The organism is Empedobacter sp. UBA6305 (genome assembly GCF_002440405.1).
GTDB lineage: Bacteria > Bacteroidota > Bacteroidia > Flavobacteriales > Weeksellaceae > Empedobacter > Empedobacter falsenii_B.
The window spans coordinates 22,404-40,312 of sequence record NZ_DJTP01000028.1; the positions used below are offsets into that span (position 1 = coordinate 22,404).

Below are 17,909 nucleotides of genomic sequence, written 5' to 3' on the forward strand. Positions count from 1 at the left end.
AAAAACAAACCTATAGTATGAGTTTAAAAATGATTAACATACAAAAGTATTTATTTTTTGCGATGATGATGGTATTTTCTACATTTTCATTTGCACAAAAAAAGCAAAATTTTGTAATTGTTATTGATGCTGGTCATGGTGGACATGATGCTGGAGCAAGGGGAGTCGCTGATTATGAAAAGAATATCACGTTAGATGTTTCGAAAAGATTAGCGGAGTTAATTAAGAAAAATCACAAAGATGTTAAAGTTGTTTTAACACGTGATACAGATATTTTTTTAGAATTATGGGAACGTACACGAATTTCAAATGATAATCATGCGAATTTATTTGTCTCGATTCACTGTAATTCGGCTGATAACAAAAGCGCAACAGGAACAGAAACATTTGTAATGGGATTGAAACGATCTAACGAAACAGATGAAGTTTCTAAACGTGAAAACTCGGTTGTGTTTTTAGAGAAAGATCAAGAACGTTACGAAAAATTTAATCCAAATGATCCGGAAGCGGTTATCGCTTTTGAGATTATGAATGCAGCTTATAAAGAACAATCTATTCGTTTTGCAGATTTGGTAGAAAAAGGTTTCGTAAATCGTGATTTCAGAAAAAGTAGAGGTGTTAAACAAGCAAATTTTCACGTGTTGAGAGGAAATGCTTCTCCTTCTGTTTTGGTAGAGTTAGGATTTATTTCGAATTATGATGAAGGAACATTTTTAGCATCAGACGAAGGAAAAGATAAAACGACGACTACAATTTATGAAGCTTTTAAACAATTCAAAAAAGAATATGATCGTAGAAGTGGAGTAGAGGACGAGGACGAAAAACCTAAACCAGTTAAAAAAGTTGAAAAACCTGTAGAAGGAAAAAAATTGAAGGTAAGGGTAATGGAGTCTAAAATGAAATTTTCTTCAACTTCGCCGCAATTAAGAGGTTTAACAGATTTAGATGTAATTCAGGAAGGTGATAATTACGTGTATTATTACGGAGAAACAGATTTACAATCTCGTGCAGATGATTTGTTGCAAACGGTAAAACGTAAAGGATTTTCTGGTGCAAAAATTGTAGAATTTGAAACGAATAAAAAATTAGAAGGTGGTAAAAATTATCGTGTTCAGTTTATGACATCAAATAAAAAATATAAAGACAAAGACGAAAAATTTAATGGATTGACAAATGTGTTGCGAGTAAAAGAAGGTGGACTTCAGAAATATTATTATGGCTCTGATAAAACAATGGAATCTGCTCAAAAAACATTGAAACAAGTACAAGACAAAGGTTTTAGAAACGCCTTTATCGTTACATTTAATGGTGAAGAACCAATGTAAACGTAATATAAAATGTTTCTTTACAAATTAAATTTTATTTTTGCATAAAATCATAACAAGTGAAGTTATCTAAAGAATTAAAAATAGGAGTTGTTACCATCTTAACCTTAGTAGGTTTTTTCATGCTATTCAATTTCTTAAAAGGTCAAAATATTTTTTCATCAGGACGTTTGTTTACTGTAAAATACGAAAATGTAAGCGGATTAGCTCCTTCTAAACCTGTTTCTGTAAACGGTTTGAGAGTTGGTCAGGTGAAAGAAATTAAAATTATAGATACTGCAAAACCTATCTATTTTGAAGTCGTGATTTCTGTCGAAAAAGATATTCAATTTTCGAAAAAAACAATTGTAGAAATTTACGAACCAGGAATTATGTCTGGACCAGAAGTTAGACTTTTATTAGACTATGGACCAGATGTAGCAAAAGATGGTGATTATTTACAAGGTCGTATTGCAGGCGGAATGTTAGATGGTTTGACGAAACAATTAACGCCAACACAAGCAAAGTTAGATAGTGTTTTATTAAGTTTTAATCAAACATTAGGAAGTGTAAACAATGTTTTGGATCCGTCAACTCAACAAGATATTAAAGCAATGTTGAGAAACTTGAATCATACAATTGATTCGTTCGACAAAACAGCGCAATCGTTGACTGCAACATCAAATAGTGCAAATAATTTGATCAAAACAAACGAAAAGACATTGAACACAACGCTTAACAATGCAAGTGCTACAATGGCTTCTGCAAAAGCTACGGTTGACAAATTTGGAAAAACTGCGGATAAATTAAACGCGTTAGAATTAGATCAAGTGATTAAGAATTTTGAAAATGCGTCTAAAAACTTAAATACATTGTTAGAAGATATGAATAATGGAAAAGGTTCTTTAGGAAAATTAGCAAAAGATGAAACGCTTGCTAACGAACTTGAAGCAACAATCAAAAATATGAATGAATTGGTAACAGACTTAAAGAAAAACCCAAGTCGTTATGTGAACATCTCTGTTTTTGGTAAAAAGCAACCAGTTCAGCCATAAAATCAAAACTAAAATTTAAATACTCAAAACTCACAAAAAGACTAATAAAAAATGATGAAGTACATTCCAAATGTAATCTTTCTTCTAATTATGATAGGAAGTATTTGGTTCTTTGCGCAAAACGTAAAGAAACTTATACGTAACATCAAATTAGGGAAAGAAATAGATCGTTTCGATCATCCTGCGGAAAGGTGGAAAACGATGGCTCGTGTGGCTTTAGGACAAGGTAAAATGACTGTTCGTCCTCTTGCTGGTATTCTACATGTTTTTGTTTATGTAGGATTTGTTTTAATCAATATCGAAGTATTAGAAATTATCATCGATGGTGTATTCGGAACACACCGTATTCTAAGTTTCTTAGGAGGTTTCTATAACGGAATGATAGGGTTTTTCGAGATTTTAGCCTTTTTGGTGATGGTTTCGTGTATCATTTTCTTCTGTAGAAGAAACTTTGTAAAAGTTGGACGTTTTTGGAAACCAGAAATGAAAGGCTGGGCAAAAGACGATGCTAATTATATCCTAATTATGGAGGTTGCATTTATGTTGGCTTTATTTACAATGAATGGTGCAGATCAAGTGTTACAAAAAATGGGTGCACCTCATTATATCGAAACAGGATCTTTTCCAATTTCTTCTTGGTTAACAGCACCAATTATTAGTCAATTCAACGACATCACATTTATTACAATTATAGAAAGAGCAGCTTGGTGGTTTCATATCATCGGAATTTTCTTTTTCTTAAATTATTTGTATTATTCAAAACATTTACACATCATTTTGGCTTTTCCAAATACATGGTTTTCTAAGTTAGAACCAAAAGGAGAATTCAATAATTTACAATCTGTAACAGATGAGGTAAAAATGATGATGGATCCAAATGCAGATCCTTACGCAGCACCTGCCGAACCACAGGGAGAGCCAGAAACATTTGGAGCAAAAGATATTTTTGATTTAAACAGAGTACAATTATTGAATGCCTACACATGTACGGAGTGTGGGCGTTGTACATCTGAATGTCCAGCAAATTTGACAGGGAAAAAATTATCTCCTCGAAAAATTATGATGGATACTCGTGATCGTTTAGAAGAAGTAAGTAAAAACATCGATGCAAACGGAAGTTTTGTGGATGATGGTAAAATGCTTGTCAACGATTACATTTCACCAGAAGAATTATGGGCATGTACATCTTGTAATGCATGTACACAGGCTTGTCCAGTAAATATCGATCCGTTATCAATTATTGTTGATTTACGTCGTTATTTGGTAATGGAACAATCTGCTGCACCAAACGAGTTGAACATGATGATGACAAATGTCGAAAACAATGGAGCTCCTTGGCAATTTAACAATGCGGATAGATTGAATTGGGCAAACGATTAAAATTGTAAAATACAATTACTCATTCTCAAAGAACTATTAATTTTTGTACATAACACACAAACACAGCACACATGGAAAATTTCTTAGAGGAAAAAATTGAAAACGGAGAAAGAGTAAGTCCTATTTTACCAGAAAATGTTAAAAATTATTTAATTGACATTGATGGAACAATTTGCGATGATATTCCAAACGAAGAACCAGAACGTATGCTAACAGCAGAATTATATCCAGATGCTTTAGAAACATTAAACAAATGGTACGACGAAGGACATATTATCACATTTTTTACATCACGTACAGAAGAACATCGTGAGTACACAGAAATTTGGTTGAAAAAACATGGTTTCAAATACCATGGACTTTTAATGGGAAAACCTCGTGGAGGAAATTATCATTGGGTTGACAACCATTTAGTAAAAGCGACACGATACAATGGTAAATTTACAGATTTGGTTGAAAAAAATGTTTCGATTCAAGTTTTTGATGATGGAAAACATTAAACTAAATCCATTCAAATAACACAAAGACTACAAAAAAATATGTCAAATATTACAGTTAAAACAATGGCTCAATATATGGCCGAAGGCAAACAACCAGAAGTTTTGTTTTGGGTTGGTTGCGCCGGAAGTTTTGATGACAGAGCTAAAAAAATAACACGAGCATTCGTTAAAATTTTAAATAATATTGGCGTAGAATTCGCCGTTTTAGGAACAGAAGAATCGTGTACAGGTGATCCTGCAAAGCGTGCTGGTAACGAATTTGTTTTCCAAATGCAAGCTATGATGAATATTGAAGTTCTGAATGCTTACGAAGTGAAAAAGATCGTTACAACTTGTCCACATTGTTTCAATACGTTGAAAAATGAATATCCAAGTTTAGGTGGAGAGTATGAAGTTTTGCATCATTCTCAATATTTACAGCAGTTAATCAACGAAGGTAAATTGAAATTAGAAGGTTCTGAAACGTTCAAAGGAAGACGAATCACTTTCCACGATCCTTGTTATTTAGGTCGCGGTAACGATGTGTACGAAGCGCCTCGCGAATTAATCGAAAAATTAGATGCCGAATTAGTCGAAATGAAACGTTGCAAAACACGTGGATTATGTTGTGGTGCTGGTGGAGCGCAGATGTTCAAAGAACCAGAAAAAGGAAACAAAGACATCAATGTAGAACGTACAGAAGAGGCTTTAGAGAAAGAGCCGCACATTATCGCAACAGGTTGTCCATTTTGTAATACAATGATGACAGACGGTGTAAAACACTTCGAAAAAGAATCAACGGTTATGGTAAAAGACTTAGCTGAATTGATTATGGAAGCGAAAGATTTATAATCGAATTTATAAAAATAATATAAAAAAGCCATCTCTTTGAGATGGCTTTTTTATGTAAAAATTTTAGCTTTCTAACATCTAACATCTAACATCTAACATCTAACATCTAACATCTAACATCTAACATCTAACATCTAAAATTTCCGTATCTTTGAAACACAAATTTTAAACAAAGAGAAAATGAATTTAGCAGACGATTCAAGAATTTGGATTTTTCAAGCCAATCGTAAATTCTCAACAGAAGAAAAGCAAGCTATTACAGCTAAACTAAATACTTTTATAGCGGATTGGAATGCGCATGGCGCTGAACTTTTAGCTGATTTTGATTTACCTTATGATCAATTTATTGTAGTTGGTGTAGACGAAAATCAAGCGACAGCAAGTGGTTGTTCTATCGATAAATTAACGAAAATCGTACGCGAAATTGATGCAGATTATTCGTTCGATTTATTGAACAGAATGTTAGTTTCGTATGAAAATGAACAGGAAGTTTTTATCGAAAAATTACCAACATTCAAACAAAAAGTAAAAGAAGGAGAAATCAAAAATGTAAAAGTTTTCAATAATGGAATTTCTTCTTTGAATGATTTTAAGCAAAATTGGTTATTACCGATTGAAGAAAGTTGGGCGAAAACATTATTAAATTAAACGCTTAAAATCCAAAAAATATTAAAGCCGAGTTTAGAAATAAGCTCGGTTTTATTTTTGATAAAATATTGTTTAAAAAACACTATTTTTACGTAATAATAAATTAAAAATACTATGAAAAACAAAGGATGTCTTATTGGCGGAGTGATTCTTTTACTTCTTGCAGGAATCGTTTTCTGGGGAATTGGAGTTTCGAATACGATCAAAACAACAGACCAAGGTGTGCAAAAACAATGGTCGAATGTAGAAAATACATATCAAAAACGTTCAGATTTAGTTCCAAATTTAGTGAACACGGTAAAAGGTGCTGCGAATATGGAAAAAGAAACGTTAACAGCTGTGATTGATGCACGTGCAAAAGCGACTTCTAATCAAATTAAAATTGATGATCCAAGTCAATTAACAGATGCAAATATTGCGAAATTTCAACAAGCTCAAGATCAATTAGGATCTACATTAAGCCGCTTATTGGTTTCTGTTGAAAAATATCCAGATATTAAATTCAATCAAAACTTTACTTCTTTACAAGCAGAATTATCTTCTATCGAACAAGAAGTTTTATTTGAAAGAAAAAAATACAACGATGCTGCAGAGAAATTTAACAACATGATTGTAACTTTCCCTAACAGCTTAATCGCTGGTTTTACAGGTGCTACGAAAAAAGGTTATTTCAAAGCTGCTGCAGGATCTGAGAATGCTCCTAAAGTAGAATTCTAATCATTATGGGAAATAAGAAACATAAATTTCTTTCCTCTAATGATGAAAAAAAAATAATCGAAGCCATCCAAAAAGCGGAGAAAAATACAAGTGGGGAAATTCGAGTTCATATTGAATTCGAATCTTCTCCCAATCATTTTGACAAAGCTTTAGAAGTTTTCGAGCAATTGGAAATGCACAAAACCAAAGATAGAAATGGTGTGTTGTTTCATGTTTCACCAACCGATCATAACTTTACAATTATTGGTGATAAAGGAATTGATCAAGTGACACCAGATGATTTTTGGGATGATATAAAAGAAGAGGTCATCAAGCATTTCAAAAAAGAACATTATGTAAAAGGGCTTTGTGAAGGAATAAAAAAAACAGGCAAAGCACTTAAAAAATATTTTCCTTATCAAGAGGATGATACAAACGAATTACCAGATGAAATTAGCTACAGTTAAATACTTTTTTCTAACTTTTTTTCTTTCAATTTTAACCGTTTTTGGGCAGACACCGGATGAATTGGTGAAGATGGAACATCCGCCTAAAAAGCTTGTGCAAGATTATGCACATGTTTTTGATGCAATGCAATTGGATGAATTAGAACGAAAATTAGTAGCCTATGATGATTCAACATCTACTCAAATTTTGGTATTAACAGTGAAGTCTCTAGATGGTTATCCGTTAGAAATGTTTGCAAATGATATTGGTGAAAAATGGAAAGTTGGTACACAAGGAAAAGATAATGGAGTTGTAATTGTTTTAAGTGAACAAGATCGTAAGATTACGATTAGAACAGGTTATGGAGCTCAAATTTATTTACCGCCAAGTGTCAACAAATCGATTATTGACAATGTTATTATTCCGTATTTCAAACAAGGTGATTATGCTGGTGGAATAAATGCTGGAGTCAATTCTATTTTTCAAGCTTTTGCAGGAAAATATAAGCAAGACAAACCAAAATCGCAAGAACCAGAAATGGATTGGCTTGCATTGATTTTTGCCATAGGATTTTTCATTTTTATCTTTATTATTATTTCGAAAGGTAAAGGAGGAAATAATGGAGGAAATGGTGGCAGACGAAGAAGTTTGTTAGATGATATTATCATTATGAACACAGGAAGTTCTGTTTTCGGTGGCGGAGGTTTCGGCTCAGGAGGTAGTTCTTGGGGTGGATCATCTGGTGGCGGAGGCGGCTTTGGTGGTTTCGGAGGCGGAAGCTTCGGAGGCGGAGGAGCATCTGGTAGTTGGTAGAAATACTATTTTGATTAATGAATTTTAAAATTGTCACAAATATTGAAACTGATATTTTTTATTTAATTATTAATGAATTAGTAAAAGATAAATGGAAAATTATTTGTGAATATGATGATGAAATTTTTGATAAATCAATTGATTTCGACTTTTACAAATTAGCTAAAAATGAAAAAATAATTTTGTTTGCTTGGGACAACTGGTTTGAAGGAGAGATAAAAGCTGAAATTGAAATTCTAAAAGAGTTAGCTGTTCAATATAAGTTTGATTTAAACTTTAATGAAGCAAATTTTCTTCAAGATGAATATATTACAGAAAGAATGAAAAATCTTTTAAAATTTCACGAATAAACCCAAAAATCCGAACGAAACCGTTCGGATTTTTTTATGACTGAACATTATTCGTTAAATTCGTTTTCTAAATCAGTTTATGGAACTTCTCAATCATATTTACACCAATCAACGCAGCAATACAAACGATACGTCGGATGCGAGATCAGAATATCAGCGTGATTATGATCGTATTATTTTTTCGTCTGCCTTTCGTCGTTTGCAGAACAAAACGCAAGTTTTTCCTTTGCCAGGAAGTGTATTTGTCCACAATCGATTGACGCATTCGTTAGAGGTTTCGTCTGTTGGACGCTCGATGGGAAATTTGGTAGGAAAGTTTATTTCCGAAAATTATAAATTAACAAAAGAATCACAAGAATTTTATAAATATAGTATTCACGATGTTATTTCAGCGGCATGTTTGTGTCACGATATCGGAAATCCAGCTTTTGGACATTCGGGCGAAGATGCAATTGCTTCTTATTTTGATCGCCATGAAACAGATTTGAAACAATATTTTACTGAAGCCGAATGGGCTGATTTAATCAATTTTGAAGGAAACGCAAATGCAATTCGAATTTTAACACAACAACAAAACGGAAAATCGGAAGGTGGTTTACGTTTGACGTATTCAACATTGGCTGCGATTGCAAAATATCCATGTGAATCGGTTGCAAAAGATAAAAATCAATTGCATCGTAAGAAATTTGGATTTTTTCAGGCGCAAAAGGAAGCTTTCCGAACAATTGCTGAAAAAACGAATATGATTTTGGAACAAGATTCACCAATTATTTACAAGCGACATCCGTTTGTGTGGTTGGTAGAGGCGGCTGACGATATTTGTTATTCGATTATCGATGTCGAAGATTCGCAACGTTTAGGAATTATTGATCATGATAAATGCCGAAAATTATTTTTGAATTTAGTTGAATCTTTAGATCCATCTCAAATTGATAAAACAAAAAATACACTAAAATCTATTTCAGATAAAAATGATCGAATTGCGTATTTACGTGCAAAATCAATTAATTTATTGACTCAAAAATCAGTTGAGGTTTACCAAAATAATTTTGATCAAATTGTAAAAGGAGAATTTAAAACGGCGTTATTAGATGTGATTAAAAATGAAACGGAACAAGTAACGAAACGAGTTTTAGACGAAATTCAACGTTTCTCGATTGAAAATATTTATAATCATCGTTCTGTTCTCGAAATTGAAAATGCAGGTTATAATGTAATGTCAGAATTGCTTTCGCAATTTATTCCTCCAATTTTAAAAGATGAAAAAGAACGCAAAACGTTTGAGAAAAAAGCCTTGCGTTTAGTTCCTGCTCAGTTTTTATATGAGAAAGGAACAAAGTATCAAAAGGTAATGGGAATTTTGGATTATGTTTCGGGAATGACTGATAATTACGCAACAGAATTATATCGTCGTATCAAAGGAATCGAAATTGGAATGACGATTTAAGTACGAAGTTAGAAATACGAAGCTCGAATTTAGAGAAATTGTCATGCTGAACTCGTTTCAGTATCTCATCAAAAATTAGCGAATTTGTTATTCCGACGAATGGAGGAATCTATAGATTCTTCATTTCGCTGAAGCTATATTCAGAATGACAAAAAATAATGAATTCTACGTTTCGTAAACTAGATAACTAATTTCTAGTCTCGAATAACGAATAACTAAATAACATCACACAATAATGAAAAATGTAACAATACGAGAAGCAAGAAAAGAAGATTGTCCTCGAATTTTAGAGTTAATTCACGAATTAGCTTTATACGAAAAAGCACCAGACGAAGTAACGGTAACCTTAGAAGAAATGGAAGAATGCGGGTTTGGAGATAAACCAGTTTGGGGTTCTTTGGTTGCAGAAGTGGACGGAAATGTGGAAGGAATTGCGTTGCATTACGATCGTTATTCGACTTGGAAAGGACGCAGATTATATTTGGAGGATTTGATTGTAACCGAAAAAATGCGCGGTTCTGGAATTGGTAAATTATTATTGGATGAATTAATTGTTTATGGAAAAGCGAATAATTACCACGGAATGGTTTGGCAAGTTCTGGATTGGAATGAACCTGCAATTAATTTCTATAAAAAATATAACGCAGATTTTGATCCAGAATGGATTAATGTTTCGGTGAATTTTTAATAACAAAAAACTCCAACTTGATGAAAAGTTGGAGTTTATATTTTTGCTTAACGCTATTTCATAAAACTTTCATACCATTTCCATAAAATAATTCCTGTACAAACCGAAACATTAAGCGAATGTTTTGTTCCTGATTGTGGAATTTCGATACACGTATCACATTGATCAATGATTGATTGTTGCACACCATCAACCTCATTTCCCATCACAATTGCATATTTCTGAGATTGGTCAACTTCAAATTCATTTAACAAAACAGAACCTTCCGTTTGTTCAATCGTTACAATTTGATAACCATCTTCTTTTAATTTAGCAACCAATTCATTCGAATCTTTCACATATTCCCAATCAACAGAATTTTCTGCACCAATGGCCGTTTTATGAATTTCTTTATGAGGTGGAGTTGCTGTAATTCCACACAAATAAATTTTATCAATTAAAAATGCATCCGAAGTTCTAAAAACTGCACCAACATTGTGCATACTTCTCACATTATCCAACACCACAACAATCGGGTGTTTTTCAATAGCTTTATATTCTTCCGCAGAAACGCGACCTAATTCGTCTAATTTTAGTTTTCTCATCACTTCGTTTTTAACTAACTTAGCTGTTCAAAATTTATAATAATTTGACAAAAGTAGTAAAGAATAAGGAAACTCCTCTAATGAAACAATATAACACCATCAAGGCGAAATATCCTGATGCAATGTTGTTGTTCCGTGTGGGAGATTTTTACGAAACATTTGGAGAAGATGCTGTGCGAGCTTCTCGCATTTTAGATATAGTTTTAACAAAACGCGCCAATGGTTCTGATAATAGTGCTTTGGCAGGGTTTCCTCATCATAGTTTGAATACTTATTTACCGAAATTGGTGAAAGCCGGTTTACGCGTTGCAATTTGTGATCAGCTCGAAGATCCAAAGATGGTAAAAGGTATCGTAAAACGTGGTGTTACAGAATTGGTAACGCCTGGTGTTGCGTTGCAAGATGAGGTTTTATCGTCAAAATCGAATAACTTTTTGATGGCTGTTCATCAAGGTGATAAAGCTTTTGGAATTGCGTTGTTAGATGTTTCGACAGGAGAATTTTTGGTTTCGGAAGGACAAGAAGATCAAGTAGCGAAAATTATTCAATCGTTTCGACCAAGTGAAGTGATTTACCAAAAACGTGTTAAATATAATTTTTCTGATGTCAAAAGTAAATTTTTGTTGGATGATTGGGCTTTTCAATATGATTTTGCAGTTGATAAATTAACCAATCTTTTTAAAACTAAGAATCTAAAAGGTTTTGGAATTGAGGATTTAAAAGATGGAATCATTTCTGCGGGTGCAATTTTAGCTTATTTGGATGACACACATCACTTCGAAATTCAGCATCTAACATCTATTCAGCGTCTTAATCAAGATAGTTTTGTGTGGATGGATCCATTTACGATTCGCAATCTCGAATTGGTTTATTCTCCACATCCAAAAGGTGTTACGTTATTAAATGTTTTAGACGATACCAAAACTCCGATGGGAGCACGTTTGTTGAATCGTTGGATGGTAATGGTGTTGAAAGATTTGAAATCAATTCAACGTCGTCAAAATATTGTCGAATACTTCTACAAATTTGGAGATTTACGTTACGATTTGCGAGAAAAATTAGGTCAATTAACCGATTTAGAACGTTTGGCTGGAAAAGTTTCGACAGGTAAAATTACACCTCGTCAATTGCAACAATTAGCACAAAGTTTGAAAATTTCGGAAGAAATAAAAGAAGTTGCTGAACAATCGAATATCAAAGAAGTTGCAGATTTATTTTCTCGAATCGAACCAATTGATCATTTAACACAAAAGATTTTTGATACACTTTCTAACGAGCCTCCGCATCAAATTGTAAAAGGAAATGTAATTAGAGAAGGTGTTTCAGAAGAATTGGATCGATTACGAAAAATTCAGTTTTCTGGAAAAGATTATTTGGATCAAATGTGTCAACGCGAAACAGAACGAACTGGAATTTCGTCCTTGAAAATTGCATTCAATAATGTGTTTGGTTATTATATTGAAGTTCGAAATACGCACAAAGATAAAGTGCCAGAAGAATGGATTCGTAAGCAAACTTTGGTGAATGCAGAGCGTTATATTACCGAAGAATTAAAAGAGTACGAAACACAAATTCTTGGTGCAGAAGAAAAAATTCTTGCTATAGAAAATCAATTATTTATTGAATTGTTACAAGAAATTATCACTAAACTTTTACCGATTCAACAAACGGCAAAAGCAATTGCATTTTTGGATGTTTTGTCAACTTTTGCAGAAATAGCAGAGAAAAATAATTACACAAAACCTTCTCTTAATGATGGTTTTGAACTAAATATAAAAGAAGGTCGTCATGCTGTGATTGAGCAACAATTACCAATTGGTGAACAATATGTGTCGAATAATGTTGAGTTAAATTCGGATCATCAGCAAATTATTATGATTACTGGACCAAATATGTCTGGTAAATCGGCGCTTTTACGTCAAACTGCTTTGATTGTTTTGATGGCGCAAATGGGAAGTTTTGTTCCAGCTCAAGCTGCAGATTTAGGAATCATTGATAAAGTTTTTACTCGAGTTGGTGCTTCAGATAATATTTCATCAGGTGAATCGACATTTATGGTCGAAATGAATGAGACAGCAAGTATCTTAAATAACATTTCGGAACGAAGTTTGATTTTATTGGATGAAATTGGTCGAGGAACTTCGACTTACGATGGAATTTCGATTGCATGGGCAATTGCAGAATTTTTACATCAAAGTGCCTTGAAACCAAAAACATTGTTTGCAACGCATTATCATGAATTGAATGAAATGTCAAAATCGATGGAACGTATCAAAAACTTTAATGTTAGTATCAAAGAAACAAAAGATACAATATTATTTTTGAGAAAATTAGTTCCAGGAGGAAGTGAGCACAGTTTTGGTATACATGTTGCTAAAATGGCTGGGATGCCAAAACGAGTGGTGGACAGAGCAAATGATGTGTTGAAAGTTTTGGAAGCGACGAAAACAGATGAAGGAATCTCGAACAAAACGGAGAAAATAACGCAAGACAATATGCAATTAAGTTTCTTTCAGTTAGATGATCCAATTTTAGATTCTATAAGAGAAGAAATTCTGAACACAGATATCAATACGTTAACACCTGTTGAAGCATTGATGAAATTGAACGAAATCAAAAAGAAACTTGGTAAATAAACTTAAAAATATGAAGAAAATAATTTTAACCGTAGCAGGAGCTTTAGTATTAGCTTCTTGTGCTACAAACCCTGTTACCGGACGTAAATCGTTGTCATTAGTTTCTAATGCAGATTTATTTCCGACAGCTTACAACCAATATTCTCAGGTTCTTAAACAAGGGAAAGTAATTACAGGTACTGCCGATGCTAAAATGGTGCAAACAGTAGGGGAACGTTTAAAATATGCCGCTGAAAAATATTATCAAGAAAAGGGAATATCTTCTCAATTACAAGGTTACCAATGGCAATTTACGTTGTTAAATGCAAACGAAGTAAATGCATGGTGTATGCCTGGAGGTAAAGTTGCTGTTTATTCAGGAATTTTACCTGTTACCAAAGATGCAACGGGATTGGCTGTTGTTTTAGGTCACGAAATTGGTCACGCTTTGGCTGGTCATAGTGCGGAGCAAGCTTCTCAGCAAATGGCCGCACAAGGTTTAGGACAAATAGTTGGTGGATCCATTGGAAATGCAGAATATGCAAAAGTTTTTGAACAATTATATCCTGTAGGTGCACAAGTTGGTTTACTAAACTATTCTCGTAAAATGGAATTAGATGCTGATGTTACAGGATTGTATTTAATGGCGATGGCGGGTTATGATCCTTCTCAAGCAATTCCTTTTTGGGAACGTATGGCGGCGAAAAGTGGAAATGCAGGAGTTTCAGAATTCTTGAGTACTCACCCTTCGGATGCGACGCGTATGGCTAAAATAAAGGAAGCCTTACCAACTGCTTTAGCATATTACAATGCAAGTCCGTATAAAGGAAAATAGAATAGTTTTTATTCATTTGTAAAATATAAGCGAGTTAATTTGATAAATTGATTCGCTTTTTTTATATTTAGTATTCAAAACCACAATTAAAATTAAAATGATTAACAATTTTAGAATCAATTCGTTTTTTGAATATAAGAAAGCGTATAAAAAAAGTGTCGAGGAGCCTGAAAAATTTTGGGATAAAATTGCTGGAAACTTCGTTTGGCAAAAGAAATGGGACAAAACACTTGAATATAATTTTGAACAAGCAGATTTTAAATGGTTTCAAGGTGGACAACTAAATATTACCGAAAATGTTTTGGATCGTCATTTGGAAAAAAATGGAAACAAAACAGCTTTAATTTGGGAACCAAATAATCCTTTAGAGGAATCTAGAATTATTACATATCGTCAATTGCATTCAAAAGTTTGCCAATTTGCGAATGTCTTAAAAAATAATGGCGTACAAAAAGGAGATCGTGTGTGTATTTATATGCCAATGATTCCAGAATTAGCCATCGCGATGTTAGCTTGTGCTCGTATTGGCGCGGTACATTCTATTGTTTTTGCAGGATTTTCTTCTGCTGCAATTGCCTCTCGTATCAACGATGCGCAATGTAAGGTTTTGGTGACAGCAAACGAAGTTTTTCGTGGAACGAAATCAATTAACTTAAAAGCAATTTGTGATGAAGCCTTAAAAGATTGTGCTTCTATTCAGTCGTGTATTGTTTATCGACGTGCTATCGAGCCTACTTCTATGGTTGGTGGACGTGATAAATTTTGGATTGATGAAATGCATAAGGTAGACGATAATTGTCCTGCGGAAATTATGGATGCCGAAGATTCTTTGTTTATTTTGTATACTTCTGGTTCTACAGGAAAACCAAAAGGAATGGTGCATACATGTGGTGGATATATGGTGGAAACGGCTTATTCGTTCGATAATATTTTTCAAATGGAGCACAACGATATTTATTGGTGTACAGCAGATATCGGTTGGATTACAGGACATAGTTACATTATTTATGGACCTTTGGCTTGTGGAGCAACTTCAGTAATGTTCGAAGGAATTCCAAGTTTTCCTGATTTTGGACGTTTTTGGGAAATTGTCGAAAAATTAAAAGTGACACATTTCTATACAGCTCCAACAGCAATTCGTTCGTTAGCTCGTGAATCGTTAGACTATGTCGAGAAATATGATTTATCAAGTCTTAAAGTTTTAGGATCAGTTGGTGAACCAATTAACGAGGAAGCTTGGCACTGGTTTAATGATTATATTGGAAAAGGAAATTGTCCAATTGTAGATACATGGTGGCAAACAGAAACGGGATCTATTTTGATTTCGCCATTAGCAGGAATTACGCCACTTCGTCCAACGTTTGCAACATTACCGCTTCCAGGAATTCAGCCAGTTTTAATGGATGAACATGGAAAAGAAGTAGAAGCAGTAAATGAAAAAGCAGAAGGACGTTTAGCAATTAAATTTCCTTGGCCATCTATGGCTCGTACTATTTATGGTAATCATAAACGCTATGTAGAAACCTATTTTTCAACATTTCCGGGATATTATTTTACAGGAGATGGAGCGTATCGTGATGTAATGGAAAATTATCGAATTACAGGACGTGTAGATGATGTAGTGATTGTTTCTGGACACAATTTAGGAACTGCACCAATAGAAAATGCGATAAATGAACACGAAGTTGTAGCAGAAAGCGCGGTTGTTGGTTATCCTCATGATATCAAAGGAAATGCATTGTATGCTTATGTGATTTTGCAAGATGGAGTACAAGGTTCACCAGAACTTGAAGCAGAAATAAAAAATGGAGTTTCTAAATTAATTGGAGCAATTGCAAAGCCAGATAAAATACAGTTTGTTTCAGGTTTACCAAAAACGCGAAGCGGAAAAATTATGCGTCGTATTTTAAGAAAAATAGCAAGCAACGAAACTGATTTTGGCGATACATCAACATTATTAGATCCAGATGTTGTAACTGTTATTCAGAAAGGAAAAGTTTAAAGTAAGGCTGAGGTTAAGATTTAGTCTAAGCTTATCAAAATAATTTTCAAAACAAAAAGCATTACCCAAAAATTAATGCTTTTTTGGTTTGATTATTTTGGATAAATTTTCTCTTCTAAATTTCCTTTATATAGCCGATATTCAATGCATTTTTTGTAATTTTGTTGACTTTTTAAAGGTATGATAAAAATTTCACCAGTTTTAGAATCGTATTTAGATCATCATGTGGATCAAGAACCTGAAATCTTGAGCCGTTTACGTGTTGAAACTTATCAATGTACAACGCAGCCACACATGATTTCGGGAGAATATCAAGGTCGTTTGTTAAGTATTTTGTCAAAGATTTTAGCCCCAAAAACTATTTTAGAGTTAGGAACTTTTACAGGTTACGCAACATTGTGTTTGGCAGAAGGTTTGATTGCTGATGGAAAAATCATAACGATGGATAAAAATGATGAGTTAGAATATCTTTGCAGAAAGTATTTTGATGAATCAGAATTTGCCTCAAAAATTGATTTCAGAATCAATGATGCGCGCGAAGAATTGAACACAATTGAAAAAGATTCTGTAGATTTAGCTTTTATTGATGCCGATAAAGAGAGTTACCCTTATTATTTCGAGAAGGTTTTGGAACTTCTTCGTCCCGGAGGAGCAATGTTAGTTGACAATGTGTTGTGGTACGGAAAAGTGATGATGGAGGAGGAAGATAAAAAAGATCCTTCGACAAAAATCTTGAAAGAATTTAATGATATGGTAACGAAAGATGAACGTGTAGAATCGATCATTTTACCGATTCGTGATGGAATTACGTTAATTCGAAAAAAATAATGAAGTACGCCATTTGTCAAGTAAGTGTTGCGCCATTGCGCTCTGAAGCAAGAGATTCATCAGAAATGGTGAGTCAGGTTTTATTTGGAGAAAAGTTGATTATTTTAGAAGAATTAGAAAAATGGACGAAAGTTCAGTTAGCTTTTGATGGTTATGAAGGTTGGCTTGATCCAAAACAAATTGTAGAAATTTCGGAAGAAGAATATAATAAAGATTCGATCGAGAAATTTGCAATTAATCCGTATAATCATGCGATGGAAAATGGCTTGCCAATGACATTGACAATTGGAGCTGAGGTTCGTACTTTGAATGAAAGTAAAATCAAAATTGGTCCAAAATGTTTTGAATATTTTGGCGTATATACTTCTGGTAAAAAATCAAAAGATCAGTTGGTTGAAATAGCAAAAGCTTACTTAAATGTACCTTATTTGTGGGGTGGTAAATCATCTTTTGGAATAGATTGTTCAGGATTAACACAACAAGTGTACAAAATTGGGGGATATAAAATACCACGAGATGCTTATCAACAAGCAGAAATGGGCGAAGTGTTAAGTTTTGTAGAAGAAGCAGAACCTGGTGATTTAGCATTTTTTGATAATGCAGAAGGTCGTATAATACATGTAGGAATTATGTGTGGTAACGGAAAAGTTTTACATGCACATGGTAAAGTTCGTATTGATCCTATTGATACCAATGGAATTTTCAATACCGATTCTCAAAAATATTCGCATAAACTGCGATGCATTCGAAAATTAATTCCTTAATAATAGAGCAAAAATCATTTCGAAAGAAATGATTTTTTTGTTTTAATTGAAATCAAATCTAAATAGGATATAATCAAGTATTAAACTATTTTTTAATTGGATTTAGCTGTAACTTTAGTAAA

18 protein-coding genes are annotated in these 17,909 nt (G+C 33.4%); 17 read left to right on the plus strand and 1 reads right to left on the minus strand.

Annotation, left to right across the window (positions count from 1 at the left end; genetic code table 11):
* Positions 1-17 precede the first annotated feature (17 nt).
* The 12 genes from B3M86_RS07265 (at position 18) to B3M86_RS07320 (ending at position 10,159) form a co-directional block, all read left to right on the plus strand.
* A complete protein-coding gene (locus tag B3M86_RS07265) occupies positions 18-1,325 on the plus strand; it encodes an N-acetylmuramoyl-L-alanine amidase family protein (protein ID WP_291079001.1) in 1,308 nt (435 codons plus the stop codon).
* Positions 1,326-1,384: 59 nt separating this feature from the next.
* A complete protein-coding gene (locus B3M86_RS07270; RefSeq protein ID WP_291048766.1) occupies positions 1,385-2,359 on the plus strand; it encodes an MlaD family protein in 975 nt (324 codons plus the stop codon).
* Between the two features lie 54 nt (positions 2,360-2,413).
* Positions 2,414-3,739: a (Fe-S)-binding protein gene (locus tag B3M86_RS07275; RefSeq protein WP_185144083.1), complete on the plus strand. Its 1,326-nt coding sequence runs from the start codon at positions 2,414-2,416 to the stop codon at positions 3,737-3,739.
* Between the two features lie 71 nt (positions 3,740-3,810).
* Entirely contained in the window at positions 3,811-4,239 is a 429-nt protein-coding gene (locus tag B3M86_RS07280) for an LNS2 domain-containing protein (RefSeq protein WP_125348737.1), read from the plus strand.
* Positions 4,240-4,278: 39 nt separating this feature from the next.
* Positions 4,279-5,070 carry a (Fe-S)-binding protein gene (locus B3M86_RS07285; RefSeq protein WP_038332021.1) on the plus strand — a complete coding sequence of 264 codons (792 nt, stop codon included), beginning with the start codon at positions 4,279-4,281 and terminating at the stop codon, positions 5,068-5,070.
* 180 nt (positions 5,071-5,250) lie between these two features.
* Positions 5,251-5,718: an ABC transporter ATPase gene (locus tag B3M86_RS07290; protein ID WP_125348739.1), complete on the plus strand. Its 468-nt coding sequence runs from the start codon at positions 5,251-5,253 to the stop codon at positions 5,716-5,718.
* Between the two features lie 114 nt (positions 5,719-5,832).
* Positions 5,833-6,435, plus strand: coding sequence for a LemA family protein (locus B3M86_RS07295; protein ID WP_180904995.1), 603 nt, complete (start codon positions 5,833-5,835; stop codon positions 6,433-6,435).
* Positions 6,436-6,440: 5 nt separating this feature from the next.
* Positions 6,441-6,881 (plus strand): TPM domain-containing protein, encoded by a 441-nt coding sequence (locus B3M86_RS07300; RefSeq protein ID WP_291066886.1) that lies wholly within the window; start codon positions 6,441-6,443, stop codon positions 6,879-6,881.
* Positions 6,862-7,674: a TPM domain-containing protein gene (locus tag B3M86_RS07305; RefSeq protein WP_280036030.1), complete on the plus strand. Its 813-nt coding sequence runs from the start codon at positions 6,862-6,864 to the stop codon at positions 7,672-7,674. The genes B3M86_RS07300 and B3M86_RS07305 overlap by 20 nt, the downstream gene beginning before the upstream one ends.
* A 17-nt stretch (positions 7,675-7,691) precedes the next feature.
* Positions 7,692-8,024, plus strand: coding sequence for a hypothetical protein (locus tag B3M86_RS07310; protein ID WP_221854340.1), 333 nt, complete (start codon positions 7,692-7,694; stop codon positions 8,022-8,024).
* A gap of 79 nt (positions 8,025-8,103) precedes the next feature.
* Positions 8,104-9,471 carry a deoxyguanosinetriphosphate triphosphohydrolase gene (locus B3M86_RS07315; RefSeq protein ID WP_286494676.1) on the plus strand — a complete coding sequence of 456 codons (1,368 nt, stop codon included), beginning with the start codon at positions 8,104-8,106 and terminating at the stop codon, positions 9,469-9,471.
* 235 nt (positions 9,472-9,706) lie between these two features.
* Positions 9,707-10,159: a GNAT family N-acetyltransferase gene (locus B3M86_RS07320; RefSeq protein WP_115001464.1), complete on the plus strand. Its 453-nt coding sequence runs from the start codon at positions 9,707-9,709 to the stop codon at positions 10,157-10,159.
* A 53-nt stretch (positions 10,160-10,212) separates the two neighbouring features.
* On the opposite strand, the gene B3M86_RS07325 is transcribed toward B3M86_RS07320, so the two are convergent.
* On the minus strand, positions 10,213-10,743 hold the full coding sequence (locus tag B3M86_RS07325; protein WP_125348748.1) for an RNA methyltransferase: 531 nt from the start codon (positions 10,741-10,743) through the stop codon (positions 10,213-10,215).
* 80 nt (positions 10,744-10,823) lie between these two features.
* Between B3M86_RS07325 and mutS the strand changes: the two genes are divergently transcribed.
* From mutS to B3M86_RS07350, 5 genes are all read left to right on the plus strand, one after another.
* Positions 10,824-13,379, plus strand: coding sequence for a DNA mismatch repair protein MutS (gene mutS / locus B3M86_RS07330; protein ID WP_291076651.1), 2,556 nt, complete (start codon positions 10,824-10,826; stop codon positions 13,377-13,379).
* Between the two features lie 10 nt (positions 13,380-13,389).
* A complete protein-coding gene (locus tag B3M86_RS07335) occupies positions 13,390-14,193 on the plus strand; it encodes a M48 family metallopeptidase (protein ID WP_221854344.1) in 804 nt (267 codons plus the stop codon).
* Between the two features lie 97 nt (positions 14,194-14,290).
* Positions 14,291-16,195 (plus strand): acetate--CoA ligase, encoded by a 1,905-nt coding sequence (gene acs, locus B3M86_RS07340; RefSeq protein WP_291076649.1) that lies wholly within the window; start codon positions 14,291-14,293, stop codon positions 16,193-16,195.
* 180 nt (positions 16,196-16,375) lie between these two features.
* A complete protein-coding gene (locus B3M86_RS07345) occupies positions 16,376-17,023 on the plus strand; it encodes an O-methyltransferase (protein ID WP_291076647.1) in 648 nt (215 codons plus the stop codon).
* On the plus strand, positions 17,023-17,787 hold the full coding sequence (locus B3M86_RS07350; RefSeq protein WP_291051125.1) for a C40 family peptidase: 765 nt from the start codon (positions 17,023-17,025) through the stop codon (positions 17,785-17,787). Before B3M86_RS07345 ends, B3M86_RS07350 begins: the two co-directional genes overlap by 1 nt.
* Positions 17,788-17,909 lie beyond the last annotated feature (122 nt).